This is a genomic window from Luteolibacter rhizosphaerae, assembly GCF_025950095.1.
In the GTDB taxonomy this organism is placed as follows: domain Bacteria; phylum Verrucomicrobiota; class Verrucomicrobiia; order Verrucomicrobiales; family Akkermansiaceae; genus Haloferula; species Haloferula rhizosphaerae.
In genome coordinates this window covers 565,052-591,157 of the sequence record NZ_JAPDDR010000002.1, presented here as the reverse complement: position 1 = coordinate 591,157, position 26,106 = coordinate 565,052, and the positions used below count along the sequence as shown (strand labels likewise).

Genomic DNA, 26,106 nt, shown 5'->3' with positions numbered 1-26,106 from the left:
CCCGGACCAGAATGAGCAGCGCGTTCGAACGTTTGCATCCCGGAATCCAGCGGGCGCTCTGGGACATGCGCTGGAAAGAGCTTCGGACGCTTCAGGTTGAGGCGATCAACGCCTTCTTCACTTCTGATGCACCACTGATCCTCTCCGCATCCACGGCTTCGGGCAAGACGGAGGCGGCATTCCTTCCGGTCCTTTCCGCGATTGCGGGGGTGCCGGAAGGTTCCGTTCGTGCCATGTATGTCGGCCCCCTGAAGGCCTTGATCAACGATCAGTTCATTCGGTTGGAGGATTTGTGCCGCCATGCGGACATTCCCGTTCATCGCTGGCACGGCGATGTGACTGGCACGGCCAAGAAGCAGTTCCGGGAGTCCCCGGGCGGAGTGCTACTCATCACACCCGAGTCCCTTGAATCAGCCTTCATCAATTACGGCAACCAGATCCCCCGGATCTTCGGAGGACTGGAACACGTGGTGATCGACGAACTTCACTCGTTCGTTGCGGACGTGCGTGGCGTTCACCTTAAGAGCCTCCTTGCACGCTTGTCCCTGGTGATCGGGAAGACTCCACGGCTCCTAGGGCTTTCGGCGACCCTCGCCGACTTCGATTCTGCCAAACGCTTCCTCGATCGCGGTGAGCCGGAGCGGGTAAAGGTGATTGCCGATGAGGAAGCTACCAGGTCGATCCGAATCGGCGTGCGTGCATTCCCTCGCCCGAGTTCGTCCGAACCAATGGAGGACAACGACTCCAAGCCCTCGCCTCGTCTGGCGACAACAGCTTTGGAAGCGCACCGGGATCTGATGGCGATCACCGAAGGAGTTGCCCAATGGCAGCAGTCCGGAACGGACGTCGATGAAATGACGGCACTCCGGAACCTCGCCCTCGATTTGGCATCGGTCTTTCGAAGCAAGGCCAACTTGATCTTCACCAACAGCCGGGGGCTCGCCGAAATGTTGGCGGACGAACTGAACCAGATCGCAGGCGAGCAGCATTGGCCAAGAAACCCATTCCTTCTTCACCACGGATCGCTATCGAAGGACGTCCGCGAGGATGTTGAACAACGCTTGAAGAGCAAGGAGCCGCTCTCGGTGTTCTGCACGAGCACCTTGGAAATGGGTATTGATATCGGCAGCGTTCATTCCGTCGGCCAGCTCTCACCGCCTTGGAGCGTGGCGTCCTTGGTCCAACGTCTGGGGCGTTCCGGACGGCGCGAGGGCGAATCCTCGATTCTCCGCCTCTACGCCCTGGACTCACCTCCAGGGCCGGATTCCAAGATCGAGGATCTGCTTTGCCCCCAGTTGCTTCGCTCGATTGCCTTGGTCGAGCTGATGCTGGAGCGATGGCTGGAGCCCTTCGACAACGATCCGTTCCACTTCAGCACGTTCATTCACCAGATCCTGAGTCTGCTCCGCCAAACCGGAGGAACTTCGGCTGAACGGATACATGAGACGCTCGTCACCAAAGGCGCATTCCCGACGATCAGCGTGCGCCAGCTCGGATCGGTTCTCCGTAGCTTGTCAGCCGAACAACTGATCGAGCAGATCCCAACTGGCGAGTTGATCCTCGCTCCGGCCGGTGAGGCTGTAACGCATGGGAAGGATTTCTATGCGGCTTTCGCTGGGAGCGCCGACTACCTGATCCGCTATAATCAGGACGCGTTGGGCAAGCTGCCCATTGAATCGGTTCCGCCCGAGGGTGAACATCTTCTTCTAAACGGGCGAAGGTGGAAGGTGGAGCTGATCGACGCCCGTTCGATGACCGTGGAGGTCTCTCCTGCAAAGGGCCGAAAGAAGCCGGTGTTCCTCGGTAGCGGTGGGTCCATCCACGCGAGGATCGTCGGGAAGATGCGGGACGTGTTGTCCGGGGACCAGTACCCACCTTACCTGCACCAGGACGCTGCGAAGCTTCTGGAGGCTGCCCGGAACTACGCCACGAAAGCAGGCATCTTCAGCAAGCCATGGCTCAACATCGGAGGCAACTGCCTGGCCTTTCCCTGGACCGGAACGAATGGAATGAAAGCGCTCAAACTTTGCGCCGAGCAAGACGGGATCGAGTTCGAGGCCGGTGCCCTCAGCATCCTCTACCACGCCGATAGTGATGCGCTGGAAGTACATCTCACCCGAGTGGCGGAACGGATGTTTGATTCGATCTCGCTCGCGGCTGTGCTGAAGACCCGACACTGCGACAAGTTTGATGAGTTCGTTCCTGCTGACTTGCTGGACGCATCGAACGCCCTCCGGACGATTTCGATTGATGACGCAGCCGAAGCCGCAACCGCTATCCTAAGGCGCTGATCCCGCTGCCAAAGATTCGAGGACACCCGACCCTTAACCCCAGCCAATAGCATTGAAGTCTTTTGCCTCCAGCCCGGTTGCCAATCGGAAACGCTTACTTGTATAATTACAGAAAGGGGCGACAGACTCACCTCATGGCCGCCAAGAAAACAACCAAAGGGAAACGGTACACTGCTGAAGAAAAGCAATCCGTTGTCGACTTCGTGAATTCTCACAACGAAGCGAACGGCCGCGGAGGAGTGACCGCCGCGGTAAAGAAGTTTGGAACAAGTGCCCTCACGATCTCCGCATGGGTAAAGAGCAGCGGCGGAGCTTCAGTGGGCAACGGCCGCAAGGGAGCTAAGTCCGCGGCTGGCGGGCGAAGCGGAGTCCTGGCGGAGCTGTCGAAGCTCGATGGGGTTATCGCAGCTAAGCGGAAGGAACTGGATGCTTTCGAAGCTCGGTTTCAAAAGCTGAAGGCAAGCCTCTAGCCCGGCTCGGCCGGAAGGGCTGCCGCCAGCTGATCAAGGTCGGTCCACTCTAGCGCGCCGGTAGGGGCTGCTGCGTCGCTTGACAGAGCTGCCAACAAATCCTTCACCCGACGGAGAGATACTTGGTCCGTTCTCAGCCGGGCTACCGCGCTGAAGGGCTTTTCTCCCTTGGAGACATAATCCAGGTATGCCTCCTCAAAGTTGGGCACCGATGCGAATAGACGGACTGCAACACCGTCGGGCGCGGCACTTATAGTGTCACGAATCGTCTGGTTGTAGGTCCACGCCCCATTGGCCATTGTTGTGCCGTCCCTCCGCTTGCAGGTAGGGCGATCGCTGTCGTGTAAGACGGCGTATGGTTTACCAAACTGGTTGAGGATTTTTGCGAGGCCCGAGATGGCAGCCTTTCCTCTCGCTCGGACAACATGCAAGTTCCGGAACTCCTCGGGGAAAGCCGACATGACGTAGTTGAATGCGGCGTGTTCAGTATCGCCCTCTACCAAGATTGTCCGGCCTCCAAAAAAGAACTCGGCCAAGTAAGGATCGCACAGATTTGAGAGCTTTAATGCCTCCTTCTCATCCGGTGTGAACTGGTCCGCTTGCGGTCGGAAAATCGTGGTTCCGTAAACTTGCCCGTCTTCTCCGCGAAACACGCGGGCAATCTTGGTGTGGGGCTTCTCAAAATCAATGAAGCACGGTGAATGGGTAGTCACCATCACCTGCCAGTTTCCCGTCCGCGCTGGAAGGTCGTAGAGAAGGTCGCGTGCGCCCCGAACCGCGTTCGGGTGGAGACAAATCTCCGGCTCATCGAGTAGGAGCACTTGGGGGGATCCGGTCCTCGATTTCCGGTCCTTTAGCAGTCTAAGCGCCGTCCACAGAAGCGTGCGGCAAGCCCCGCCTCCTTGTCGCTCGATCCCGGATTTGTGGCCATCAGAGGGCCCGATAAGAAGCTGGGAGCCCGCTTTGAAGAACGTGAGTGCTTTCTCCAGAGCGGTCTCGGGCTGAGCATCGAACTCCACGACGTATCCAGGGAACACTTTCGCGATCTGCTCCGAAAACTCCGCCTCGACGGCGGCAATACTGTCCCTCGTTTCCGTGGCAACGCGCCGTTGCAATTCACCTATTGAAGCGAGGAGCTTCTGGTAGGCATTAGGCTGTTGGTCATCACGGGCAACAGCCTGTTCCGCTGCTAGCCGATCCTTAACGATCTGTTCAAGCAATGCGATGATCTCGGACGCGCTATCTTTCGGGGATGCGAAAGCCCCCACACTATGCACCTGAGGACGGCGGGAGCTTGCCACGACCCCCCACGGTCCTCTCTCGGGATCATTGTTGTTAGCCCAACGATTCTGTGCGTGAAGGAATCCGACCCTCTCGCCTTTCCCCGGCTGCTCCCAAACCCAACGCTCCTTCACTAGACCTGTTTCGTCGACCCATTCTTCTCCGGGTGCATTGACCGTAACGTATGTGTGGAGCTCGATCTCCGGAAGATTGGCTTCGTCAATCCGGCGTCCTGGGAAATCGTCTATGGCAAGCTCCGCCTTGCCGGCCGACATGATCACCTCATAGGCCCTGAGAATGGAGGACTTTCCCGCATTGTTCGCACCAACGAGAATCACGATGTCGTCAAGTTCGATCTCAACAGGCCTACTTCCGATACAACGGAAGTTCCTGATGACTAGCTTGTGTAGCCGGGCACGGTTTTCCCGGGTCTCTATCACCTCGGGTTGGGCTGCGGCTTTCTTGGCTGCCTTCTTCGCTGCTTTTTTGGCGGGCATGGGAGGATGCTGGGTTGACGCGTAGACTGTTCTAGGCAGATACTACGTCAAGATCAGGCTTATCTTCAGGAATCTCTTGAAATATCCTTGAGCCTAGGCTTCCCACCGCTTGTGAAGTCGGTCGAGGACCCTTCGCCGTTTCATTTCTCCCGCTTCCTCATGCCAGCAGGGATCTCCATTCGAACCCCGCCAAGCACGCTCTTGCTGTCTCAGGAGAAACCACCGCTATGTTATCTACGTGCATCCGCGAAGTATTCCCGGTGAATTCGATCCGGATGATCACGGTTACTGCGAGAGTCGTGTATTCCTGCCGCACCGAGTTAGTGGTCTCCGGACATTCCAGGAGCACTTTCCTCACCAGCGTGTCGCCATTTCATGCCCGGGTCCTCGCATCAAACACCCCGTTGCCAATTCCACCCCCCTTGGCCTGAAGCAAGGCTCGTCTCCGGCCGCTTTGGTGCGGAGGCAACCCCTACGAAGCACACCTGTGCGTTCGTAACCTCCAGAGGCTTCTCCACCTCCTCCCGCGAGGCTTCCGTAACTTTGCCACTTGGGTATATCAGGGGCGCGGAGCGACGGAGAGGCAGCGCTCGCCCCCCTTCTTCGCCCAGGCCGGGGTTCTCGACCGAGGCTGCCGCTGGCTCGGTTCTGTTGTCGTAGAGGTTTCCTTTGCTTTCGGTGGTCTCTCCGAGCGCTTCCGACGAAGGAGAAGGGTCTCAGGTCGCCGCCTGGGCCGTAACAGGCAAGAAGGGCTCTCGGAGGCCGCGAGAGAAGTAGTCTAGTGAAAGGGGCCGTGGTAGCCTTCCCCCTCTCTCGAATTGACCAGAATCCACCAGTGTTAGATAAACAAGTGTGGTCCGGAAGAACTACATTTTTATAGACCGGGAGAACGTCCGCGAAGAGGAGTTTGATCGCATCGGAGGAAAGCCCGCCTACCTCACCATCCTATTCGGCCCGAATCAGAAGTCGGTTCCGTTACCAGTGGTCCGGCTCATTCGGGATCACGCCGAGCGGATCGAGATTATCGAAACTCCCGTCCAGGGGAAGAACGCCCTGGACTTCATCCTCGCCTACGAAATCGGCCGCCGAGCCGAACAGGATCCGAGCGGCTACTTCCACATCATTGCCAAGGATGGAGGCTATGACGCCCTTCTACTCCACCTAAAGAGCCGGAAGATCCATGCTTCTAGGAGAGCGTCCCTTGCTGAGATTCCGCTATTCATGAACCGAAGCGAGCGGGCTTCTTACGTTGTATCTCACTTCCGTTCCGTCAATTCGGCTAGACCCGGGAAGCGCAAAGCCCTGGAGAACGCTCTTCAGGCTCTCTTCGCGCGGACTCTCGACGACGAAGAACTTCAATACCTCGTCGACCGGCTAGTTCACGCCAAGGTCCTTACGATCGGGGAGAAAGACCAGGTCACCTACAGCACCGCCAGATGATCCCACGTGGCCTATCAAGACCATCCTGGAAACAACGCTTCGAACTGGGCCAGATCGGCCGAAGCCCCAAAAGCTGCGTTCTCCGGATGCATCAGGTAGTGGCAGCGGATGCAAAGGGCTTGGAGGTTGAAGATACTGTTATTTGCCTTGTGATGGTCCCGGTGATGCGCGTGAAGCAAATGCTTGTGATCTGATAGGTTCCGGTAGCAACGTTCGCAGGTCCACCCCCTGAGCGACTTGAAGCTGGCACTGATCTGGGGCCAGGCGGCGCTGTAGACATTCGGAACCAGGTCAAAATCCGAGGTTGTCGAGACGCCACGGAAGAGCCCGCCAACAGTGTGCGAGGCAAGGAACTCGCGAACATCAAAGCGGCTCGGTTCGGCGACCACTCCAATCGCTGAAAGCATTTTGGCGCAGACTCGGCAGAGGTGCAGGGGCCTGCCTCCGTCGCGCAGCTCAGGACGAAACTCCCGGCCGTCACGCCAAAAAAGAGGATAGGTAAACTTGCCGTCGTTGCGGTTAGTCTTTCGAAGCCTCTTCTGCCATTGATCAACGGTCTTGCACCACAGCACATGGATCTTGTGCCATCCGCTGACAGGGTCTTCCATCAGGAGCGCTTCGGCAATGCCCCTGCCTTGATAGGGCCCTTGTGGAGCATGGACCACTACCCTGATGACATTGCCGTCGGGCAGGATGTCGAGAAGACCGCCTGGCGTGACAATCAGTTCCGCTCGGCTGCTGATAATTTCACCGTCCCACAATACCGAGAGCCGATCTCGGGTCTGTTCGTCCCAGTCGACACCAAGCTGCTCCACGACGAGACGCAGCTTCGCAAAGTCTGTCAGCGAGCTGCTCATTTCTCAGGCTGCTCGTCGCCAGCCTCAAGGATCTTGAGGATCCGGTCCCGCGTCTTGGTAACGACCCTAAACTCAACTCGCTGAGACCGATCTTCCTCTTCCTTGCCTTGTGGATTGAATATCGGACGAGCGAACGACAATCCATTTGCGCGAAGGTCCCGAATCAGCAAGTCGCGTTGGTCCGTCGATTGATCTAGGCCGAAGCAGAAATCCAAGACCTGTAGGGCGCGAGACTGCGACAGCTGCGCGTTCTTTAGGTAACGATCCTGCTTCGACGTCGCGTCCTTCCAAACAGAGCTGGTATGTCCTTCGATTCGGATCTCGTCGATCTCGTCTCGGAACTGTCCCTTGTAAATGATCTTGAGGTAGCGCGGAAAGAAGTCCTTCAGGATGGTCTGGAATCGGGGGCGAATGTCGGCTTGACCGGTTTGGAATAGAACTTCGGGTTCATTAAACCGAATGGTGTTGTCTCTTTCCAAAGTGGCATTCCAGCGGGGTAGATCCGCACGAAACTCCGCCTGAAGGTCGGTATAGAGGGAATTCTGGATCTCGGAGTAGGTAGCCGCGATCTCCTTTATCTTCTCGTTGGTGCGGAGCAGTTCGCCCTTTTGCTCTTCGAGCTGGCGGTTCAGATCTTCAGAACGCTGGCGTTCTTCTGACACGGAGGTTAGGGCGACTTGGAGATCGTCGGCTCTCTTCTCTGCCACTGCCTGCCCAGAGCGAACCTCGATCATATAGCTGACCGCTATGAAGAGAAACACAATCATCAGACCTGCCATGAGATCAGACACGCTGCTGAGGTAGCTGCTTTGCCTCGACATACCGATTAGTTCGATGCGCCAGTGAGCTTCCTCATGCCGTCAAGGTAGGACCTGTAAGCTCGTCCGAAATCCGCGGTGAGGGACGTAAGCGCAGTTTCAAGCTGGCGTAGAGACTGACCGAGATGCCCCTGCAGCTCGGTGTTGCCGGATCCCAGCTTGCGGACAACGTCATCAATGTTCTCCGACACCGCCTTGTGACCGCGGGCGTGTTCAAGCAACATAGCTTCTACCCCTCTGCGCGATTCTTCAACCTTTGCTGACAACTGCGCGTATGCGCCTAGCATTTCCTGATTCTTGGCTGATACGGCACTAGCCTCCGATCTCACGTGTTCGCCAGCTTTGGTAACTTCCCCCTGAATCTGAACCAAGCCTGCGTGAAGCTTCTCGATCACGAATTCCTGCTGGCTTGAAATAGAGGCAAGGCGGTCGTTGAGTGCAGCCAGCGCCTTGACGCTCAGCCCTACGTTTTCGACCACCCCGAGAAACTCTTGCTGTTTTGGAAGGGCGGCCTCGAATTGCTCACGACAAGCTACAATCGCCGATCGCGATGCATCTATGGCTTGGGTTGCAGAGATCACCGAGTCTCGGAAGTCCTTCTGCCACACAACCAGCTGCAAGCAAGCCTCGTTGAGTTGCTTGAAATTCTCTCCAAACTGCTCAGTAAGGTTGCGGTTGAAGTCCCGGATCACATCCTCTAGCGCTTTGATAATCTCCTCGGTCGCCCCCTTCGAAAGCTTCTCAAGCGCACTCTCCATTACTTGGCGGACGGCGCGGGCTTCGTCCCGCATCTCAGTACGAAGGCCCGCGACATTGTTGGCAACACTTTCGTTGGCAGTCTTTGCCGCGGCGATTAGCTCCGAAAGATCCAGCATGTGCTGGTTGATGGAGTCTGCCACCGGGTCGCCCAGCTTTGCACGCTTAGCGGGAAAGGCCCGCTCTACCACTTCGGTGAATACAGAAGCGAGGATACCAGCTACCGACGTGGCAAATGAGACCTTCAGCCCCTCCAGAAGCGGCCCAATACTCCGGCCGATGTTCGAGGTGTCAAAATCTTGAAGACCCACTACCACGCCGAAGAATGTTCCCAGGATTCCCAGTCCTGTCATGAGGCCCGTGAATTGCCTATGGTGGCGGCCCTCCTTGACGTAGTGGGTTGTCAGGTCGGCGAGGCAGAGGATGATGATAGCAACGGTGAAGGGCCAACTGAGGGGGATCCACAGGGTTTGCCATACCTTATAAACTGCGTCCATGGGGAGGAGTGACTGGGGAGGTTGCGACCTGAAACCGAGATTCCCTCTTCGGATTGGACGAATTGGAGCTTCGGAGCGCTCGCATTTGGGTCACGGTTCGGGGGATGTTTGATGCCACATCCGCCGAGGGAACACAATCCCTAGATCGCGTAGGATTGATGCCGTTTGGCTTGGCGTGCTTTATCTGCGAGAGCCATACCCGCGTGGCGGTTACGGTGGCCCCACCGCTGGAGGTGCCGGAGGTCCGCAAGGAAGTCGCGCTTCTGGTTGTTGCACTGGGGGTGCGCGAGCACGAAATTGTGCCCGAGATCGATCGGATACCGTGACCTGGAAATGAAGCGATCCACCTCGGGCACGCCGTTCATGCGGCGGTCACAGTAGAAGCAATTCAGCCCATCGACCTCCCGCAGAACTTCTCGGAATCCATCCAGGGCTTTGCGGCCGGTGCCGAACAGGAAGCCTTCCAGGTCCGCTTCCGCGCCGATGATCGGCTGGTTAGATTTCACGGTCCGCTCTCGCTCCAGCCACCGGCCGCGGACGAGCCTCAGGACCAGCCCGTGAAAGCTCCGGAAGTGCGAGGCCACCCCGGGAAGAAGGATTATCGCGCCATCCTTGAAGTCGGCTTGCCGATACAGGAATTCCTCGGGCTTGCCGGCAACGACCTGGAGCTTCCAGAGCGGCATTTCGCGCACGACGGACGAGACCTTCCGTACGGTCTGCTGCCACAGCCGCCCGTTCTGGCGAGCCAGTTGCAGCTTCCCTCCAAATGCCAACCGGAGCTGGACGAGTTCACGGAGAATCGAGGCCTGCTGACCGGTGTTCTGTTGGAGAATCCCGTCAGAACCGTTGAATGGTCGGAATGGTACCACCTGCGGCCAGTAATACCCGATGAACTTCTCGGCGATCCGGTCCAGCGGGACCACCAGTTCTCCTCCACTATCTGGCGCTCCTTCAACCGAGACATCCGCCAAGGCCTGGAGCAACGCGAACTTGTAGGTCGCCACGAAGTCGCCCTCGTCGAGCAGCCTCTGGATGTTCCGGAGGAACTGGACCTCTGACGCGGCGCTCATTCTTGCTCCCAATATCGCGCCTTGTCCGGGATCACCAACCGAATGCCTCCCCGCGGATCTGGCACGTCGCCATCGTAGCGAGGAATTACGTGGATATGGAGATGGCCAACGGTCTGGCCGGCAGCTGGGCCGTCGTTGAACCCGACGTTGAAGCCTGCCGGGTGGTGCATTCCCTGAACGATCCGCTGTACCTCCGCAATCGCCGCGGTAAGTTCCTGGCGTTCAGCTCCCGTGGCATCGCTCCATCTCGCGATGTGTCGGCGCGGAACGATCAGAGCGTGGCCAGGCGACACCGGGAAGCCGTCCCAGAGTCCCCGGACCAGGGAGGTCTCCAGAAGGACCGAGTCCGCTACGGGGTGGCAGAAGGGGCAAGGGGCTGGATCGTCCGTCATCGGTGGGGCTGGTACTGCGAGCGTCGGAGCCGAAAGTCATCCCTTTGTAGTCTGCTTCGCCATGAAGGAGAGTGGGGTCCGCGCAAACCCTGCGACAAACTCCGGCCAAGTGAAGCGATGGAGAGTCGGCGACTTTGTGGTGGCACCGGTCACAACGAACAACCGAAACGTCGGGTTGGATCCCCCACACCGAACTTCGTTAGCGGTGATCGGGAACTGCACGAGGCTGCCCGACACACCCTTCACTTCAACATGGAGGACCGATCCCCGTTTCTTCGCCTCAAGATCGTAGCCGACCTTCTCGCTCTCACGAGACGTAATCTTGTAGCCCTCCGCTTCGAGTTGGGCAGTGGCGAACTTTACGGCAGCGACTTCAACCTTCCGGTTGTTCACGGGGTCGCCGAAGCCCGCGCCGGCCTTGAAGACCACTTCGCAGTCAGTCTCCGCATCGTTGGTCCCCGCCCGGTTCCAAAGCCATTCGGCAACCTTCACCGGAGGCCGCGTTCCGCCACGCGTCGTCTTGGCCCACTTCCACTCCGGAAAACGCTTCGCGATCTCGGCCCGCGTGATCGGCCTCTCAAGCATCGCCACACTGCGGATCGCGGTCTCATAAGGCCATCGCTTTCCGACCTTGGAGGCAGCGGCTGTCTCAGCAGTCGCAACTATCGCGCTGTGTGGGCGTTGGCAGTAAATCAGAACCCTTTCGCCCGGCTGCACGTCCTTGAGCGATGACCAACGGGCGCTCTCACCGGAAGCGGCCAGCTCCTTCAGGAGTGAGAAGTCGCCGTTGGCTTTGTCCGAGCCTGCAAGTGAGACGTAGATTGGGGAAGGCATGTGGAAAATTTAGGGATAACCCGGAAGTAACACAGCAGTCAAATCGGCGACAAGTCCGCGCTGCTGCCCGAGCGAGTGGCGGGCGACGCTACGAAGAAAAGGGCTGCTTTCGTAGCTCTGAAGGGCCGAGAAGCCCCGTGGTTTGAGCCTCCGTAACCTTTCCCTTTGGGTATATCAGAGGGGCGTAGCTGCGGCCGGGAAAAGCCGGTCGCTCTCCCGGCTCCCCCGCAGACCTCCGCAGCGGGAGGGGCTCCCTCAGAAGAGCTGCTCTACGTCCAGGTACCGAAGGTTCTTCTGGTTCCAACGAATGCCTGACACCACCCCGGGGATGCTTCCTTCCTTAATCGGCGTTGGCTTACCGAACGAGATCGAAGCCCGGGTGGCGGCTCCCTTCATGTCGGACGCGACTACCGACTCGATTGGTGCGGCGAACGCCTGGGTGCCGTCGCTTTTGACCACGATGATCTGCCCGCAGGAGTTGGCCCGTGAAATTGAGGCGATGAATCCGGGAGCAACCCTTTCCGCTTTGATCTGCTCGTAGGACAGCTTGCCCTGTTCCAGCACCTTTGGTCGTTCGCTCGGCCTCACTACAATCGTGTTCACGGCCGCGCTCTAACAAACCACGGCACGCCGTCAACGAATCAACGCGTTCAGGCGGCTTTCGAGCCCTTCCCGAGCCAGCGGGAAACGGTCGCGGCCGAGACGCCCAACTCTCGCGCGATACGTGCTTGCGAGAGCCCTTCCCCGGCCAGCTCCAGGGCTTTCGCGCGCTTTGCCCCGGCTTCGGTGTTCGAGGCCAAGGGAAGGGCCTTCCTTGCCAAAGGAAGTACCTTCGGCTGCGGCTTCCGCGTTGCCGGGGTTGCCGGTCGTGCCCGTGAGTTCACTATGGTTTCTAACCGCATTCCTTCCTCAGGTGGCTCCGACCAAGGCTCCGTAACATCGGCATAAGGGTATACCATAGGCACGGATCGACTGAGCCGGTCATTCGCTCGGCACATTGGGAACGAGCCCCTCCCCCCCCCCGCTACCTCAGGTTCCGGTGCAAGCAGCCATATCGGGAGTGAGCGCCAAGTAGGCCCGTGGCTTTCTCGGTCGATAGGACGCTTCATGCCAGCCGTTCGCGAGCGTCAGGTGACCCGGGCGGACCAACTTAAATACCACAATAATGAAAAACAGGACTCATAATCTGTTCGCAAAGTACGACCCCAAGACCGCACTCGGAATGCATCATCCAGCGAAGTTCCTCTTCCTCATGTATACCCGGGAGGACTGGCAGGGAGTGATGATCATGCAGGAGGGACGCTTGGCGCAGCACGGCAACCAGAAGGTGAAAGAGCACACCAAAAAGGCGAAGAAGAAGCAGGGACGTTCCGGGGTGTTCTATCCGTCCTTCGGTCCTCCACTGAGCATTTCGGGAGACGTGGCGACTGCGATCGATTTTCTCGACGCCTGGTGGAACTATCAGCCCTACGCGTGCGGAGGAATCGCAGTAGTGCGCAGCAACGTCACCGACATCGCCGATCTTCCGATCTCCCCGTGTACGGAAAATCTCGTGTGGATTACGAGCGACGACCTCCCTAAGACGGCTCCGCTTGTGGAGCGTTACGTCGATGACGAGGGCTTCCCGCTCCAGGTCCTGTTCGGAGTAGTGGGAGAGGAGGACGGCCATGCGGGCGATCCGGTTTGGAATCCTTTTGACGAGGTCGTGAAAGGCTTTCCTCTCTACCGGCCGATGAGCTACGAGAAGGTGAAGTTTACCTCGCTGTAGCAGGAGCCTCGGCCCCCGCTCCGACTTCGGAGCGGGGGCATTTTTGGAGGAGAGGAAATGGGCGATCCTCCTCGCGGAGCGAGGTATCCGGGCCTCGTAAACTCAGGCCGATGACTTGCCTCCACCGACGGAGGTTCCCCGTGAAATGGGAGATGCCAAAAGCGGCAGCACCGCCATTTAGGCCCCTTTGGATACCAGGAGCTCTCCCCTGTATTTGCGCCCAACTCCGCCCTGCAACCCGGCACGACGCCGGGCCAGACGGATCTTCAAATCGAAATGTAAGACATGAAAAGAAAATATCCCCGCAAGACGCGGGCCCCCAAGCCACTCAGCCCGACCGAATTCTGGATCCTCCTTTATGAGAGAAACGACTGGAAAAGCCTTCTTGATGACCAGTCTGAATCGCTCGGCCGGCTCGGCGTCGCCGAATACAAGGCTAGGGCTGAGGCGGCCAAGAAGGCGCAGGAGCCATCCAGCGTCTGGTGGGTCGGAGATGGTCCGCTGGAACTCTCCACGATGGCAACTTACATCATCACCTACCTCCACGGATGGTGGGAGTTCCAGCCGCATGCGTGTGGTACGATTGCGATTGTGCCAGGAGACCCCGGGCTGATTGACTCGCTGCCGGTCTCTCCATCTGCCGAGAACATCGTGTGGGTTACAATCGATGACCCGATGTTCGGGATTCCGTTCGACGAATTCCGCGATAGCGAGGGCAGACCTCTCCAGATCGTCTTAGGAGTCAAGGAACCCGCCAACGGCCACAAGGTGGAAACGCTGGATGTCTCGCACAAGCCACCGTACCAATACGAGCCCTACGATCCCGTCGGCTACGCCAGGATCGAGGTCTCGATCCTCGACTAGCGCAATGGCCCCCTCTCCGGTCACTGGAGAGGGGGCTTTTCATTTCGGCGGCTAAGCGCGTCAGGATTGCTGCGAACACAGCGGAGAGCGATGGAGGTCGATTGCACAACCGCCTCCGCGTACCCCGGAGAGTTTGTCCTGGCAGACCGGGATCAGGCTGCACTCCGTAATTCCGTCTCCATGGTATACCCTTACCGGGGTTCTACGGTGCGCACCGTAGGAGGTTTTTGACCGGGTTCATCTGCCGAAGAAGCCACCTCGCCGTAAAATCGTACAAAGGGTATACCAATGACGGGGACCGACGGAGTCTTACCCCCGTTCAGCCCGCTTCTTTCGGTAGCGGGCTGCGGACGCCTTGTTGGTGCAGCGTTTGCATGCTGCCCACTTCCCATAGTAGTCGCTCACCGATTTCACCTCCCGGCACCTGGAGCATCGCTTCATTCCTTCTGGCACTTCGACTTCCGGTTCTGGAACCTTGAGGCAGACCGGCGGATCAATCGCGACGGGCATGTCGGCGGCGAAGCTCCACGCCCCCGAGGCGCTTCCGATGAGCCCTGGAGCCAGACGGAATGCGGTAATAGCTCCCCGCTGGAAGTAGATCTCCGAGAAGATCTTTGCGAGGAACGCCTTCTTCTCCTTCACCGTTCCTTCCACAGGCCATCCTTCGAGTCCTTTGGACACCGCCCCTGCAATCCCCTCCAGTTCCCGGACCTCGGGCTGATCTTCGCGATTCACTTGCTGCGCCTTGATCAAGCCCGCGCGCTCATCCGCAAGCCTCTGCCGCCGCTGTTTCGCCTCCGCGATCGAAAGCAAGCCTTCCTCCATTGCCTCAAGGACCCGCTTGTCGCGGCGCTCAATGTCAGCGAGTCGATCCTTCACCGACGCCCCAAGGTCGATACGCAGAACCTTGCCCGCCTGCTTCTCGCGTGCTTGCTGAAGGACCGCCTTCACAAAGCCGGGATCGGCGAGGAACTTCGTGATGAACGCTTCCGTCAGCTCATCGAGTTCCTCCTTCCGCACCCAGCCCTGTTTGCATTTGCCGTGGCCAAGCTTGCCCTTGGTCGATTCATGGGCGGACCGGCAGATGTAATGGCCCTTCGTGGGAGACTTGTTTGCAAGCCGCGGAGTCCGCCGCTTGGCATAGAGGCGCTCGGCACAGAACCCGCACCTCCCGACACCGGAAAGCAGGTTCCCTTCGTGCCGCTCGGCCACGAACACCTCATGGTTCTCGCGGATTCCGCGGAGGACCTGTTGGACTCGCTCGAACCGTTCATCCGATACGGCCTGCTCCTCGACGGTGAAGACGCGGACGCGGATCACCCGGTCGGGTGGTCGGGCGATCTTGGGACGATCACCCTGCCGACCCGTGGCCTTGATTCCCTTGCGGGACTGGTCTCGGAACTTTGAATAGACCCGTTCACCGCGGTAGATTTCGTTCCGCAGGATGTTCCTCACGTTGCATTGATGAATCCCGCAGCGACGTCCGACCTCAGACAAGTTCCGGATTCCCTCTTCGTCCACCAGACGGAACGCCTCGATCACGCTAATGATCCGCTCGTTATAGCCGTATTTCGCTGCGGCGCGGTCATAGTCGATTCCGAGTGGCAGTGTGATGCGACTCTGTGGATTCTCTCCGCGGGCTCTCTTGGCTTCCTTACTCGCCATCATCCTGCGGAGCATCTGCATGCGCTCATGACCTCCGAGGAGCGCCAGGATCCCTCCGCTGAGGAAGCCTTCGGGCGAATCGAAGTCGTGGACCGTGCCTCCGAGATCGACCACCACGCCGTGTCGGCGGCAGGTCTCCAGGAACCCGAATGACGAGAGGTCATCCGGGCGGATGATTCTCGACATCTCGCTCGCCAACAACACGTCAATCTCGCGGTTCTCGATCCTCTCGATCAGGTGTGTTACCTCCGGAGCATGGAGGATCGAGGTGCCGCTCACATCGATCAGCTCGATTGCCGAAACAACCTCGTAGCGTTTATCGGCAACGACGCGCGCGATAGCCTGCCGCTGGCGGTCGAGGCCTGCACGATCAGATCCGGCCTGTTCCTGGGTGGAGACTCGGACGAGGGTCGCGCAACGGAGCACCCTCGCGGGGCTCTGAATGAGGGGGCTTTGATGCGGGATCAACCCGACATCGCAACATGAAGAGGGAATTGCTGTCAATTTCACCCCCAAGCTTGAAGAGGATGTGTCTCGAAAACGACAGAGGCCAAACCGGACCGTACGCCCGATTTGGCCTCTGTTGGACCTCTGGCGCTTATGCGGCAGGCTCCTTGTTCCAGAAGCTCGATTCGACCTCGAAATCCTTGAGGTCGCGAAGCCATGCATCCGCGATCAAGAAGTCATTGTAGAAGACCGGCTTCGATTCTTGGGGGCTTTCGGGCGGGCCGGCGAACACATCGTCCGCCTTGGATGCGAGCTTCACGTAGCTGCGCTTGAGGCCCTTGAGGAAACTGGGAAGGAGGGACTCCTCGTTCGGCTTGTTGTTTTTGCTTTCGCGAGCCCAGAACTCGTCGCATTCGCCGAAACCAATTCCGTCGAGCGCCGGATCGCTGAGCTGCCAGCCAACAAGCAGAACCAACTCCTTGAGGTTCTCGACCGCGTTGCGACGTTCGATGCGCTCTTCGCGTGCTGCGTCCTCCTTCACGTTCAACACGAAGCCCTTCTTGCGCAGCTCTTCAAACTTGGTGGCAGCAGCCTCCCGGCGGATGCGTTCCTCCTCGGTTTCGGAGCGCGAGCCATCGAGCAACTTGTCCACGACCCCCTCGATCTGATACTTGGCGACGGCTTCCTTGGAGCAGGGCTGGAGCGAATCAATGAGAAGGCGGTTGAGGCCCTCCATGACCGGGCCCTTCAGATCACCGGTGCCGCGCTTCTTCCGTCCGGGCGTGCCACACTTCTCCAGAAGGACGAGAACCGGGATTCCGAAAGACTGGACGATCTGCTCCAACGCCACGTAGTTCCATTCGCGGGTCGACGACTCGAAAGCCTGTGGGGAAAGGGCCTCCTCGTCCTTTGCGATGAGTCCATCGATCGCCTTGTTCGCATTGGCGCTGAGCGTGAGGCGGCCGGCCTTGCGGAGGATACGAATCGCATCGACCGCGCGAATTACCGCGAAATTGTAGAAGAGCGAATCGCGGTTGAGTGCCTTCTCGCCCCCAAGGAAGCCGTAGCGGTTCGCGAATTCAATGAGTCCGCTTCCCTTCGCATTGCGCGCCTTATTCTGGCGGGCAAGGATCGTGGAGTTGAGAGCAGCCTTGTATTGTTCGTGGATAGCGCGCGCCGCGAGGAGGAATGCTTCGTCGAAGTCCACTCCCTGGAGCGGGAGAGGCAAGGAACTGTGAGACAACCCATACGGAACCTGTTTGCGAGTCGGGCCGTCGTCGCCGTCGCACTTGTCAGGCTCACCCCCGGCAAGACGATCGTTTTCATCGTCGGTGGCAGGTTCCATCTCATCGAGCTTCTCCACGAATTCACGGTTCTTCAGAACATCCGCATTGCTGGGCATGATCCCGAACAGACCATGGATGATCCCGACCAGTCCGTTTTGGACGAAAGTCTTCCGGAGATGCCATTCGGCAGCGGCCATGTCGAATCCGTCAGGATTGAACCCGCCCACGACCTCGAAACGTTGGGGGAGAAGCAGCGCGGGGGTGGAGATTTCGGAGGAGGGCTTGCGCGGAACGAATTGGGAATAATCAAGCATAATAGGGCTGCATTATATTAGCTTGTCAAGCCCTAACCAAATCGGGCTTTCGGAATCTTCATAAGTGATTGAAGTCTAACATAGGCCATTTCGGGCGGACCTGCCGGTAAGGGCCCGTCGCCGTGCAACGCGGAAACGGGTGCGTTGGCGTCGATGAAACCAACCACACGCAAGCCGTCCCGCAGCTACACACTTAACGATCTCCTGGGAGACGACCTGATCTGCGGGCTCGATTCGGAGTATGTCACCGGAGCAGAGAAGAATGATGTCGTATCCTATCAGGGCTACGTGCTGAGCAACCCGAACCCTTACGAATGGATCGAGATCATGGAGCCGGGCCGACGCCTCACGCTTGCAGAGGTTGTGGGCCGGATCATCCAGAAGGGACTCGACGAAGGATTTCTGGAGCGATGCCCGGCCCGGGTCGTCCTCGCGATCCATTGGTCCCTGGCGGAACTGACCTCGCTGCAAGACTTCAGGAAACTCAAGTCGCAGTTCGACGGGATCCGCAATACCTACGTGACACTGGGAAAGGCGTTTCGCTCCAGCTTCAAGGGCAAGGATGGAAAGCGGCGCAAGATCGAGGTGTCGGTATTCGACACCACCCTTCTGGCTCCCGATAAGCACCGCAAGCTTCAGGCCTTGGGGGATTTGCTGGGCCTCAAGAAACTCGAAGTGTCGCAGGAGGAAATCTCCAATGTGCGCGAATTTTTTGCGAACGACCCAGTGCGATTTCAAGCGTATGGAATCCGGGATGCGGAGATTGCAGCGCGCTGGTTGCAGCGCATGGGCGAATTCCGGAAGAGTCTCACTGGTTCACCTGACTTGCCACTCACGCTAGGCCAGATTGCGACCGAGTTTGTCCAGACCCGCTGGAAGCCCGCAGGCATTTCTCACCACGAGGTCCTTGGAACCGAGGAGACCGTCAACTTCAAGGGATCGCGGAAGTCGGTTCCGATGCAATCGCATCATCATTACCTCACATTGGCTACCGAGGGATTCCACGGGGGACGAAACGAGACCTACTTCTACGGAGCCTCGCCGATCGACGAGTGGGGTGACTGGGACATCAACGGAGCTTACGTGACTGCGTTGTGTGCCCTAGGGACGCCGGACTGGGATCGAATCCGAGTGCCCCGGTCGGTCGATGAGTTCACCTCGGATCACTATGGGGTGGCGCTGGTGAGATTCCGCTTTCCCGATGATGTCAGGTTCCCTTGCCTGCCCGTCAGAACCCGGACTTCGCTGATCTTCCCTCTGCAAGGGGAGAGCTTTGCGACCAGCCCGGAGATTGAGCTGGCTCGGCGGCTGGGAGCAGCGATGGAGATCGTCAACGACACCGCCTACCTGATGCCGATGCGGGAGGAACGCCCCTTTCTCGGGCTGGCGCGTGAGATCGCGGGGCTGCGCGAACGATACAGCGTTTCCGGGAACGAGTGCTTCGAGCATCTTTGCAAGACCGTCGGGAATTCCATCTACGGCAAGCTCTGCCAAGGGCTCCAGCGAAAGCGGGTGTTCGATACCCGGGAAGGGCAGATGAAAGACCTTCCGCCATCCAAGATCACCAATGCGTTCCTCGCCAACATGGTGACGGGCATGGTCCGCGCGTTCCTAGGCGAACTGATCAATCGCCTGCCGAGAACCCGAATGGTCATTTCGGCAACCACAGACGGGTTCATCAGCAATGCGACCGAAGCGGAGGTGATGGCGGCGGCGCTGGGACCACTGGGCCTGAAGTTCCGTGACTTCCGGCACAGCATTTCCGCGGACGATCATGCAGTCCTCAAGCTGAAGCACCGAGCCATGCAAGTGCTCGCTTGGCGAACCCGGGGGCAGGCCACCCTAGAGGGCTACGATGGCTTCCGGATCATCCTCGCGAAGGCTGGCATCAGCGCGCCGACTTCCGACAAAGAGGAGCAGAACGAATTCATCGTGAAGACTTTCATCGAGCGGGAGGGCAACGACCGCTATGAGATCGAGCTATTCCGGACGCTTCGTCAAATCCATGATGCTGATGGCGCTCTCGACGTGGGGAAGTACAAGCAGCATATCGCCTACCGGATGGATTTCGATTGGAAGCGTTTGCCGACCAGTGAGCGCGGAACCTCTCCTATCCTTGGTATCGATCACGTCTGGTTCCGCACGCAGCCGCTCCCGAATGCGGCCGTCTATCAGCGCCTGAGGGACAGCTGGCATGCGTTCACAAGGGAGAACCAGCGGGTGCTGAAGAGCGAATCTGATCTCGCTGACTTCGAGGGATACATGGCAATCGAGCGAACCGCGGGCTTGAAGAGATCCCGGAAAAAGGACCCCGAACAGAATGCAGTGCTCAAGTTGTTCCTTCGTGCGTATGCACACGAGGAACTCGGGCTCAAGCGAGTGCTTGCGAACCGCCAGTTGCTCGACTGCTTGGAATCGGCGGGCTTCTCGCTCAAGCTCACGGACGTGGAGAACGCCAAGCGGGCTAAATCCCAGCTCAAGCTTCATTGTCTACGACCTACCCCGGCGGTTACCGGGCTTCTGGAGAGGCTTCAGAGACTCTTCCCTACCTTCGAGGCTGATCGGCTGATCTCCAAGGCCGGGGATCTATTCGAATATGCCGCGAACAAGGCGGAGGCCCCGGAAGGCCAACTGCTGATGCCGGGGATCTAGGCGGATTCCCGAAGATACTTGCTGACGGTCGCAGCCGAAACGCCGAGCGTTTGTGCGATCTCACGACGGCTCTGTCCCTTCTTGGCGAGGGACAGAGCCTTTTCGCGCCGCTCCTCAACGTCAGACTGGCTCGGGATCGACTTCGGAACGCGCGGCCTCGCTTTCGCCTCAGCAGGGACAAAGCGGCGGCGCGCCTGAAGGAGGAGCACCTCAAGGGAGCCGTAGAGCAGCAACGGGGGGACTGCTGCAATCACCATCGCAAGCGGACGTCCGTGAGCGTGAAGCGTGTTCAGTCCCACCGACGACAGGGTAACGGCAAGCACCAGCCCCTTGATCCAGCGGACGTCTCGATGGTCACCGGCAAGCTCGGCACGCAGCGCGGAGAGGCTGAAAATGCAGATGGCTCCGTCAACGATTACCGGAAACATCAGTGAGGCCGGTCCCACAAGCCCTCCCTCGCGCTCCGCCAGCTCACGAAGAGCTTCGAAGCTCAGAACGAACGCGCTCACCGCGAGCAATGCAACCAACACAGCGGTGGTACGCCCGATCAATTTCAGCGCCTGTTCCTCGCGGGCTTCAACGGCTCCAATTGCTTCAGGGACGGGATCGAGGGAATTCATCAGCATGCATTCCAACACAGACCGGCCTCCTTTACAAGATACCCGCCGATTGACAGGAATGGCCCAAGCTGTTTTCCCACCTTACTACGTGTTCTGTAGTAATCTCGCACGCGTTGCCCCCCGTAATTCCACAGGCTTGGTATACCCTCTTACCGATTTTACGGTGAGCATCTAGTAGCCCAGCCGCTTCAACAGTCGATGGGTGTTCGGGATGTGCCACAAGCCGTCGCCTGGTGAAGGAATCCCGTGCTGATTGAGGTAATCCTTCAAATCACGCGTAGTCTTGGCCCCGGAAGCCTTGGCGAGTTCCACGACTTCCCGGTATTGCTCGGCTTTGGCAATCGCTTGCTCATGGTGTCGCTTCGCGAGAACGCGGCCGGTTTCCCCAAGCACCACTCCTCTGGCTTTTGCTGCCGCGAGAGAAGCCTTCGTGCGCTCGGAGATCAATCTGGCCTCTTCCTCTGCCATGGCGGAGTAGACGTGCAGCATGAAGCGGGTTGCGTTCGGCATGTCGGCTGCCGAGAACCCCGCTATCCATCAGGCTGCTGATCATTGCGACGCTGCGCGCCAGACGGTCCAGTTTCGCAATCACAAGGTGCGCCTTGCGCTTCCTGCAAAGACCGAGCGCCTCCTTGAGCTTCGGACGATTGGCCTTCCGGCCTGATTCGACTTCGGTGAATTCAGCAATCACCTCGCCCGGATGGCTGGCCAGAAAGTGAGCGACGGTAGAGCGCTGGGCTTCCAGGCCGAGGCCCGAGCGTCCCTGGCCTTCTGTGCTGCACCGGTAGTAACAAACCCAGTTGGTCGCGGCGGATGTCTGCATGCTGGCATTTCAACATAAGCCACAAGGTTACCGCACGAATGTCCATTCGCCCGGTAACAAGGCCCCCACTCAGTTTGGGCGGAGAACCCGTTAGCGCGAGAAGCCTTGATGGGAGCGACTTCGATCCAAGCCTGGTGACCGGAGCGATTGGAAACGCGATTCTCCCGCCCCCCGAACGAGACAATCCGCTCGGACCAACCCGATGAACATCACACTTGAACTCCGCTGCCCTGCCCGCCGCCGATACCCGAAGTCCCCGCCGGGAGTGGCACTCCGGTCACACCCATTCGCCTCTTCCGTTCGGGAACCCTGCGGGGCCGCAGCCATTATGGGAACCGGACTCCTGATGGCCCGGTGCATGGCTGCCGACAGCGAGGCTCACTGGGGCAACGCATCCGCGGTTGCGGGCGCAATAAACGCCAAAGCGATGAACTCAAATCAAAAGAATCCGTCAGCCCCAAATCTCAAGCTTCAGGAATTGGTCCCGATCCTGGGCCGCTCCTGGGCGACCATCGAAGAAATCGCCAGCCTGAACCGTCTGCCGCAACCCGAGGTGCGAGCCTTGTTGGAGCGTCTCGACCTCCCGGTCGTTCGTCTTGATGGGAAGCTCGCATTTTATCTCGGCAACCCTGCTCGCGCGGTCCGGATGAGGAGTTTGCAGGGCTTCGTGCCCTCCGAAGAACTGCGGCACTTGAGCCTGTCACCAGAAGCGTTCGCACCCTGAATGCCCACTACCACTGATCTCATCTCCCACTCAATCAACGCTCCATGAAACCACAGATTACTTCCCAGAAAATGTCCGGCCCTGCTGACGAGACTCACAAACCAAAGAAAGTCGTCGGCACTGGGTTCTCCGACAATGTCGCGGCAATCATCGCGAACCTCACCCTCAACGGCACCGAGATCATCCGGCGCACAGGAAGGCTCATGTTCACGACCCGTGAGATGTGCGAGATTGGTCGACGAACCGGCTTGCTAGGCGAATTGGACGAGAACGGGACCAACGCGGCACGCCAGATCGGTGCGGCGCTCGGACGCCGGAACCTACAGGTTCTCAGACTGCGGGGTGCTGGCGACAAATGGTTCCTTCCCTCCGTCACCATGGACGAGCATGCTCGTGAAGGCTTCTGGAAGCTTGCCTTGGAAGATCGCGTCGCTCTGTATCACCTGATTCGCGACTCGGTCGTACGAGGCACACACTTGAACGGTTACATCGGCCAACAGCCGATCGTGCTGGATGCGTCGTTCTGGAAAACGCTCGCGGACCATCGCTTCACGGTCGATGGAAAGCCCCTGTCCAAATTCATGTGTCCCGATGGGAACATCCTCAAGCGATCGAATCCAGGCGCCCGTTCACTGGCAGAGGCCATCGAACACCGTCTGATGGCGCTGATCGGTGGTCTTGGTTCGTGCGCGTCCCGTCCCCTGCCAATCGACTGGGAGAATCAGACTACCGGGGACGACGTTTCGGACGACGATTGCCTCTGTCACGTGCTCGCTCACGTTGCGGAGAAAAACAGCCACCCGGTCCTCTGCCACACGCCTCCGTACTACCGCGACGACCTGATGTGACCAATGGCACGCACGCTCGATTGGGAGCGATCGTGCGCGCCTATCGCCGCGGGCAAGAGGGGTGGTCTACTTGACGGGAACTTTCTCGTGAGTTTCAATTCGGGCCATTTTTCCCATGTCCTTGCTCCCCGAACATCTCCGTCAAAGCCTCATCGTAAACTGGGAACTCATGATCGTCGCGCCCGAAGCAGGAGTATGTCCGGACCTTTATCCTGAGGTGAAACTATTCGCGCCAAAAGGGTGCGCAATTTGGCTGCTTACGGAGCTGAACCCGGACACGAATGTAGCCTTTGGCCTCTGCGACCTGGGACTTGGACAGCCGGAGCTTGGTTACGTGGATCTAAATGAGTTGGAGGCGCTCGCTGCCACCGATGGATTTGAGATCCAGGTGGACCTTGAGTTCGACACCCACACGCCGCTTTCGAAGTATGCCGAGTTGGCAAAGACTGCCGGTCGAATTGAAGACTGGTGACCCAAGGGATAACGCAGATACGAATTCCTGTTAGGTAAGTCGCGGAACGATTCTAGGCCAGCCATCGACGGCTTTCGAAGCCGTGAACAGAACGGGGGAACTTGACGAGCAGTACTGCTCCCGTTTTCAACCGCGCACACCTACTTCACAAAGGCTCGTGCTTGTGTCTTCATTTTGATGCAGGCGCTGTTGGCAAGTTCGACGCAACTCACTCCTCTGGCTTGCTGTTGGTCAGCGCGCGCACCACCTCCTCCGCAACCCGTCGATTTCCGTAGCTGTTAGGGTTGCTACGCTTTCCCGCCAAGGATTTGGCGACCGCGCTTTGCATCGCCACGATATCGATCGCCTGGGCAAGAGCTGGGAGATTGCCGATCGAGAGAACCGCAACGCGGACTCCATGCCACAGGATGATCGCGCCCATAACGATGAAGAAGCTGATGAGGCCGCAAACGCCCAGATTCACCCCCAGGGATTCTTTTCCTTGGTAGAAGGCTAGGAAACACCCCGCGACAAGTCCCGCGCCGACGTTCGCGACGTACTGAGGCAGCCGTTGCAGGATCGCCAGTATGACCAGCACCACGATTTCGATGAGCAGACAGGCGAGCAGCATGATTAGGGGAGCTTGGTGAATCAATTTCGGTTGTTTGGGCGACATGCCCCGTTCCGTTTCAAGGAGAGTGGGACGCGGGGCTTTGCGAGGAACTCTGCGCTTGTCGCGCCTTCATCGCGTCCATGTGCTGGACGATAGTGACGGTACCCAGGACTATCGCGATGAGTCCGACCGCCATCAGGACGGTAGCAATGCGGTCTTCCATCCCAGAATCCGCTTCCTGCGCGAGGGGGCGCGAACCGCCCTCGGTCGGATCACCCAGCAGGGAGTCGAGCGCATCGGGCGGGCCGTGGCCCGTAGGATTGGGGACGGCAGCGAGCAGATGACGAAGCGTCGTCCATTGCCCATGGGTCTCGCTCCAGGCTTCATCATCGAGAACCGCTGAGCCGGTCCCTAGCATCTCCCGGATCTGGTCGGGCGAATACGGACCGTAGAGGCGGTCTCCGCGCCGGATTGTGATCGCCGCGTCCATCACTCCTGGATTTCGGGATCAAGCTCAGCTACGAGCGTCTCCAGCCGCGCCTTCTCGGCCTTCAGATCGGGCGCGCCCTTTTCCACCTCCGCGATGATTCGGGACGCCTCCATGCAGCGGTGGTAGGCAGGAGAGCCTTCTTTGACCGGCTTGGTCTTATTGAGAGTGAGTGTGTTGATAACGTTCAGCGCATCGGCGTGCCGCTTCCGTTCGCCCTCGATCTTCGACTTTACCGCCGCGAGATCGGCACGGGCCTTCGCGAGATCATTGTTCGCGGGACTGGGCTGCTTCGGGGTTTCCTCGGGCCGTTCACTGGGCTTCGAAGTCGGCGCCGGCTTACTTTCGGCTGGCTTCGCTTTCGGGTTCCACGACGGGTCCTGCTCCAGCTCCGCGATGTCCTTGGCCCGCTGGGCCTGCCGCTCCGCCTCTCGCGCGGCCTCTTCTGCCTTTTCCTTGGCCTTCTCTTGCGCTTCGCGGCTAGCCTGGGCGTCTACGTAGGGCTTCAGCTCCTCGGCGGAAGCGCGGGCCGCTCCCGGCGCTTCGAAGTCCAGGTAGCCCTTACTGGTCAGCATCCCGAACACGATCATCGCGGGAATCCGGCGGGGCGCGCCGTCGACGGTCTCCATCTGCTCAGGCCCTGCATAAACGCCGACCAGTTGCGCGATCGAAGTTCCCTCGGTCAGCGCGATCTCATCCAATGCCCGCGGATTGTCCGGATGAAGCACCCACTGCTCGCGGCTCGCAGTATGGGACGCCATGATGAAACCGTCGCCGACCTGATCGACCACCAACCGCCCCGGGAGGATTGCCAGCTTCCCTTTCCGCTCCTGCGCCGAAAACATGATCTGACTGGCTCCGAGCGCCTTCGCATAGTAGGCGAACACCACCTCCCAGTCCGCCGACCCGGAGCGCTTTATCGGCTTCCCGTAGATCTGATCCGCGAGATTGGTAGCTCGGGAGTTCCCTCCTTGGGAAAACGCCCCCTCCGAAGCCGAGGAGGCCTTTCCTGTTCCGCTTGGCCCGCTGCCGCCGCTGAGGACCGAGACCACACCTACGCCCAAGACGACGACCACCGCAACCGCTGCCAGTTTCGGGAGCGCCGAGGCCTTCTTCGCCCTAGCGGCGGGAACCAGAATTGGGGTCGAACAGCCGGGGCAGGCAACCTGAGAGCCTATGGCCTCCAAAGGCGCGGAAAGCTGTTTGCGGCATGAGGGACAGGCGAATTTCGTCGAGGAGGGAGTGGCTGCCATCGTCGAAACTACAGCACCCCGAAGGATTCAGGTCAATATTACCCGTCACAATTATGACGGCCCGTTGTCTTCCTGAAGACTGATAGCT

General features: G+C 59.1%; 25 protein-coding genes and 1 pseudogene. 10 read left to right on the top strand and 16 right to left on the bottom strand.

What is annotated here, in order from left to right; translation table 11 throughout:
• Window positions 1-11: 11 nt before the first annotated feature.
• Both OJ996_RS05560 and OJ996_RS05555 read left to right on the top strand, forming a co-directional pair.
• Window positions 12-2,291, top strand: coding sequence for a DEAD/DEAH box helicase (locus tag OJ996_RS05560; protein WP_264512046.1), 2,280 nt, complete (start codon window positions 12-14; stop codon window positions 2,289-2,291).
• A gap of 134 nt (window positions 2,292-2,425) precedes the next feature.
• Window positions 2,426-2,761, top strand: coding sequence for a hypothetical protein (locus OJ996_RS05555; protein ID WP_264512044.1), 336 nt, complete (start codon window positions 2,426-2,428; stop codon window positions 2,759-2,761).
• Here the strand turns inward: OJ996_RS05555 and OJ996_RS05550 are convergent.
• Window positions 2,758-4,539, bottom strand: coding sequence for an ATP-dependent nuclease (locus OJ996_RS05550; RefSeq protein WP_264512042.1), 1,782 nt, complete (start codon window positions 4,537-4,539; stop codon window positions 2,758-2,760). The genes OJ996_RS05555 and OJ996_RS05550 overlap by 4 nt on opposite strands.
• Window positions 4,540-5,391: 852 nt before the next feature.
• Between OJ996_RS05550 and OJ996_RS05545 the strand changes: the two genes are divergently transcribed.
• Entirely contained in the window at window positions 5,392-5,979 is a 588-nt protein-coding gene (locus OJ996_RS05545; protein ID WP_264512040.1) for a PIN domain-containing protein, read from the top strand.
• A gap of 14 nt (window positions 5,980-5,993) precedes the next feature.
• On the opposite strand, the gene OJ996_RS05540 is transcribed toward OJ996_RS05545, so the two are convergent.
• From OJ996_RS05540 to OJ996_RS05505, 8 genes are all read right to left on the bottom strand, one after another.
• Window positions 5,994-6,836, bottom strand: a complete 843-nt coding sequence (locus OJ996_RS05540) for an HNH endonuclease signature motif containing protein (protein WP_264512038.1) — start codon at window positions 6,834-6,836, stop codon at window positions 5,994-5,996.
• Complete coding sequence (locus OJ996_RS05535) at window positions 6,833-7,627, bottom strand: OmpA family protein (RefSeq protein WP_264512036.1); 795 nt, start codon at window positions 7,625-7,627, stop codon at window positions 6,833-6,835. The genes OJ996_RS05540 and OJ996_RS05535 overlap by 4 nt, the downstream gene beginning before the upstream one ends.
• 35 nt (window positions 7,628-7,662) lie before the next feature.
• A complete protein-coding gene (locus tag OJ996_RS05530; protein ID WP_264512034.1) occupies window positions 7,663-8,907 on the bottom strand; it encodes an anti-phage protein ZorA-like protein in 1,245 nt (414 codons plus the stop codon).
• 140 nt (window positions 8,908-9,047) lie between these two features.
• Window positions 9,048-9,977 carry an HNH endonuclease gene (locus OJ996_RS05525; protein WP_264512032.1) on the bottom strand — a complete coding sequence of 310 codons (930 nt, stop codon included), beginning with the start codon at window positions 9,975-9,977 and terminating at the stop codon, window positions 9,048-9,050.
• Complete coding sequence (locus OJ996_RS05520; RefSeq protein ID WP_264512030.1) at window positions 9,974-10,369, bottom strand: HIT family protein; 396 nt, start codon at window positions 10,367-10,369, stop codon at window positions 9,974-9,976. The genes OJ996_RS05525 and OJ996_RS05520 overlap by 4 nt, the downstream gene beginning before the upstream one ends.
• Before the next feature lie 36 nt (window positions 10,370-10,405).
• The gene (locus tag OJ996_RS05515) at window positions 10,406-11,203 is read right to left on the bottom strand and encodes a protein NO VEIN domain-containing protein (protein WP_264512028.1); all 798 of its coding nucleotides are present in this window, start codon (window positions 11,201-11,203) and stop codon (window positions 10,406-10,408) included.
• Between the two features lie 255 nt (window positions 11,204-11,458).
• A complete protein-coding gene (locus tag OJ996_RS05510; RefSeq protein ID WP_264512026.1) occupies window positions 11,459-11,806 on the bottom strand; it encodes a hypothetical protein in 348 nt (115 codons plus the stop codon).
• Window positions 11,807-11,853: 47 nt separating this feature from the next.
• Window positions 11,854-12,003 carry a helix-turn-helix domain-containing protein gene (locus OJ996_RS05505; RefSeq protein WP_264512024.1) on the bottom strand — a complete coding sequence of 50 codons (150 nt, stop codon included), beginning with the start codon at window positions 12,001-12,003 and terminating at the stop codon, window positions 11,854-11,856.
• 365 nt (window positions 12,004-12,368) lie between these two features.
• Between OJ996_RS05505 and OJ996_RS05500 the strand changes: the two genes are divergently transcribed.
• Window positions 12,369-12,971 (top strand): hypothetical protein, encoded by a 603-nt coding sequence (locus OJ996_RS05500; protein ID WP_264512022.1) that lies wholly within the window; start codon window positions 12,369-12,371, stop codon window positions 12,969-12,971.
• 285 nt (window positions 12,972-13,256) lie between these two features.
• Window positions 13,257-13,835: a hypothetical protein gene (locus OJ996_RS05495; protein ID WP_264512020.1), complete on the top strand. Its 579-nt coding sequence runs from the start codon at window positions 13,257-13,259 to the stop codon at window positions 13,833-13,835.
• 309 nt (window positions 13,836-14,144) lie between these two features.
• Here OJ996_RS05495 and OJ996_RS05490 read toward each other — a convergent pair whose 3' ends face one another.
• Window positions 14,145-15,926 carry a recombinase family protein gene (locus OJ996_RS05490; protein WP_264512018.1) on the bottom strand — a complete coding sequence of 594 codons (1,782 nt, stop codon included), beginning with the start codon at window positions 15,924-15,926 and terminating at the stop codon, window positions 14,145-14,147.
• Between the two features lie 172 nt (window positions 15,927-16,098).
• On the bottom strand, window positions 16,099-17,547 hold the full coding sequence (locus OJ996_RS05485) for a hypothetical protein (RefSeq protein ID WP_264512016.1): 1,449 nt from the start codon (window positions 17,545-17,547) through the stop codon (window positions 16,099-16,101).
• A 153-nt stretch (window positions 17,548-17,700) separates the two neighbouring features.
• Between OJ996_RS05485 and OJ996_RS05480 the strand changes: the two genes are divergently transcribed.
• Window positions 17,701-20,199 (top strand): hypothetical protein, encoded by a 2,499-nt coding sequence (locus OJ996_RS05480; protein WP_264512014.1) that lies wholly within the window; start codon window positions 17,701-17,703, stop codon window positions 20,197-20,199.
• Here the strand turns inward: OJ996_RS05480 and OJ996_RS05475 are convergent.
• The 3 genes and pseudogenes from OJ996_RS05475 to OJ996_RS26395 form a co-directional block, all read right to left on the bottom strand.
• Complete coding sequence (locus OJ996_RS05475; RefSeq protein WP_264512012.1) at window positions 20,196-20,819, bottom strand: DUF2637 domain-containing protein; 624 nt, start codon at window positions 20,817-20,819, stop codon at window positions 20,196-20,198. The genes OJ996_RS05480 and OJ996_RS05475 overlap by 4 nt on opposite strands.
• A gap of 171 nt (window positions 20,820-20,990) precedes the next feature.
• A complete protein-coding gene (locus tag OJ996_RS05470) occupies window positions 20,991-21,308 on the bottom strand; it encodes a recombinase family protein (RefSeq protein WP_264512010.1) in 318 nt (105 codons plus the stop codon).
• Between the two features lie 103 nt (window positions 21,309-21,411).
• Window positions 21,412-21,642, bottom strand: a pseudogene (locus OJ996_RS26395) (recombinase family protein); the annotation flags it as partial.
• Window positions 21,643-22,000: 358 nt separating this feature from the next.
• On the opposite strand from OJ996_RS26395, the gene OJ996_RS05465 reads away from it, so the two are divergent.
• The 3 genes from OJ996_RS05465 (at window position 22,001) to OJ996_RS05455 (ending at window position 23,686) form a co-directional block, all read left to right on the top strand.
• Window positions 22,001-22,366 (top strand): hypothetical protein, encoded by a 366-nt coding sequence (locus OJ996_RS05465; RefSeq protein ID WP_264512008.1) that lies wholly within the window; start codon window positions 22,001-22,003, stop codon window positions 22,364-22,366.
• Window positions 22,367-22,410: 44 nt separating this feature from the next.
• Window positions 22,411-23,214 (top strand): hypothetical protein, encoded by an 804-nt coding sequence (locus tag OJ996_RS05460; protein WP_264512006.1) that lies wholly within the window; start codon window positions 22,411-22,413, stop codon window positions 23,212-23,214.
• 115 nt (window positions 23,215-23,329) lie between these two features.
• Entirely contained in the window at window positions 23,330-23,686 is a 357-nt protein-coding gene (locus OJ996_RS05455; RefSeq protein ID WP_264512004.1) for a DUF2958 domain-containing protein, read from the top strand.
• A gap of 208 nt (window positions 23,687-23,894) precedes the next feature.
• Here the strand turns inward: OJ996_RS05455 and OJ996_RS05450 are convergent, their stop codons facing one another.
• The gene (locus tag OJ996_RS05450) at window positions 23,895-24,296 is read right to left on the bottom strand and encodes a hypothetical protein (protein ID WP_264512002.1); all 402 of its coding nucleotides are present in this window, start codon (window positions 24,294-24,296) and stop codon (window positions 23,895-23,897) included.
• 100 nt (window positions 24,297-24,396) lie between these two features.
• On the opposite strand from OJ996_RS05450, the gene OJ996_RS05445 reads away from it, so the two are divergent.
• Window positions 24,397-24,681, top strand: coding sequence for a hypothetical protein (locus tag OJ996_RS05445; RefSeq protein WP_264512000.1), 285 nt, complete (start codon window positions 24,397-24,399; stop codon window positions 24,679-24,681).
• A gap of 86 nt (window positions 24,682-24,767) precedes the next feature.
• Here OJ996_RS05445 and OJ996_RS05440 read toward each other — a convergent pair whose 3' ends face one another.
• Window positions 24,768-25,655 (bottom strand): hypothetical protein, encoded by an 888-nt coding sequence (locus tag OJ996_RS05440; RefSeq protein WP_264511998.1) that lies wholly within the window; start codon window positions 25,653-25,655, stop codon window positions 24,768-24,770.
• Between the last annotated feature and the right edge of the window lie 451 nt (window positions 25,656-26,106).

What these genes read in the sequence shown, in the direction of transcription:
- OJ996_RS05560 (WP_264512046.1), top strand. Translation starts at nt 12, where the DNA reads ATGAGCAGCGCGTTCGAACGTTTGCATCCCGGAATCCAGCGGGCGCTC.
- OJ996_RS05555 (WP_264512044.1), top strand. Translation starts at nt 2,426, where the DNA reads ATGGCCGCCAAGAAAACAACCAAAGGGAAACGGTACACTGCTGAAGAA.
- OJ996_RS05550 (WP_264512042.1), bottom strand. Translation starts at nt 4,539, where the DNA reads ATGCCCGCCAAAAAAGCAGCGAAGAAGGCAGCCAAGAAAGCCGCAGCC.
- OJ996_RS05540 (WP_264512038.1), bottom strand. Translation starts at nt 6,836, where the DNA reads ATGAGCAGCTCGCTGACAGACTTTGCGAAGCTGCGTCTCGTCGTGGAG.
- OJ996_RS05530 (WP_264512034.1), bottom strand. Translation starts at nt 8,907, where the DNA reads ATGGACGCAGTTTATAAGGTATGGCAAACCCTGTGGATCCCCCTCAGT.
- OJ996_RS05525 (WP_264512032.1), bottom strand. Translation starts at nt 9,977, where the DNA reads ATGAGCGCCGCGTCAGAGGTCCAGTTCCTCCGGAACATCCAGAGGCTG.
- OJ996_RS05520 (WP_264512030.1), bottom strand. Translation starts at nt 10,369, where the DNA reads ATGACGGACGATCCAGCCCCTTGCCCCTTCTGCCACCCCGTAGCGGAC.
- OJ996_RS05515 (WP_264512028.1), bottom strand. Translation starts at nt 11,203, where the DNA reads ATGCCTTCCCCAATCTACGTCTCACTTGCAGGCTCGGACAAAGCCAAC.
- OJ996_RS05500 (WP_264512022.1), top strand. Translation starts at nt 12,369, where the DNA reads ATGAAAAACAGGACTCATAATCTGTTCGCAAAGTACGACCCCAAGACC.
- OJ996_RS05495 (WP_264512020.1), top strand. Translation starts at nt 13,257, where the DNA reads ATGAAAAGAAAATATCCCCGCAAGACGCGGGCCCCCAAGCCACTCAGC.
- OJ996_RS05485 (WP_264512016.1), bottom strand. Translation starts at nt 17,547, where the DNA reads ATGCTTGATTATTCCCAATTCGTTCCGCGCAAGCCCTCCTCCGAAATC.
- OJ996_RS05480 (WP_264512014.1), top strand. Translation starts at nt 17,701, where the DNA reads ATGAAACCAACCACACGCAAGCCGTCCCGCAGCTACACACTTAACGAT.
- OJ996_RS05475 (WP_264512012.1), bottom strand. Translation starts at nt 20,819, where the DNA reads ATGAATTCCCTCGATCCCGTCCCTGAAGCAATTGGAGCCGTTGAAGCC.
- OJ996_RS05470 (WP_264512010.1), bottom strand. Translation starts at nt 21,308, where the DNA reads ATGCTGCACGTCTACTCCGCCATGGCAGAGGAAGAGGCCAGATTGATC.
- OJ996_RS05465 (WP_264512008.1), top strand. Translation starts at nt 22,001, where the DNA reads ATGGCTGCCGACAGCGAGGCTCACTGGGGCAACGCATCCGCGGTTGCG.
- OJ996_RS05460 (WP_264512006.1), top strand. Translation starts at nt 22,411, where the DNA reads ATGAAACCACAGATTACTTCCCAGAAAATGTCCGGCCCTGCTGACGAG.
- OJ996_RS05455 (WP_264512004.1), top strand. Translation starts at nt 23,330, where the DNA reads ATGTCCTTGCTCCCCGAACATCTCCGTCAAAGCCTCATCGTAAACTGG.
- OJ996_RS05450 (WP_264512002.1), bottom strand. Translation starts at nt 24,296, where the DNA reads ATGCTGCTCGCCTGTCTGCTCATCGAAATCGTGGTGCTGGTCATACTG.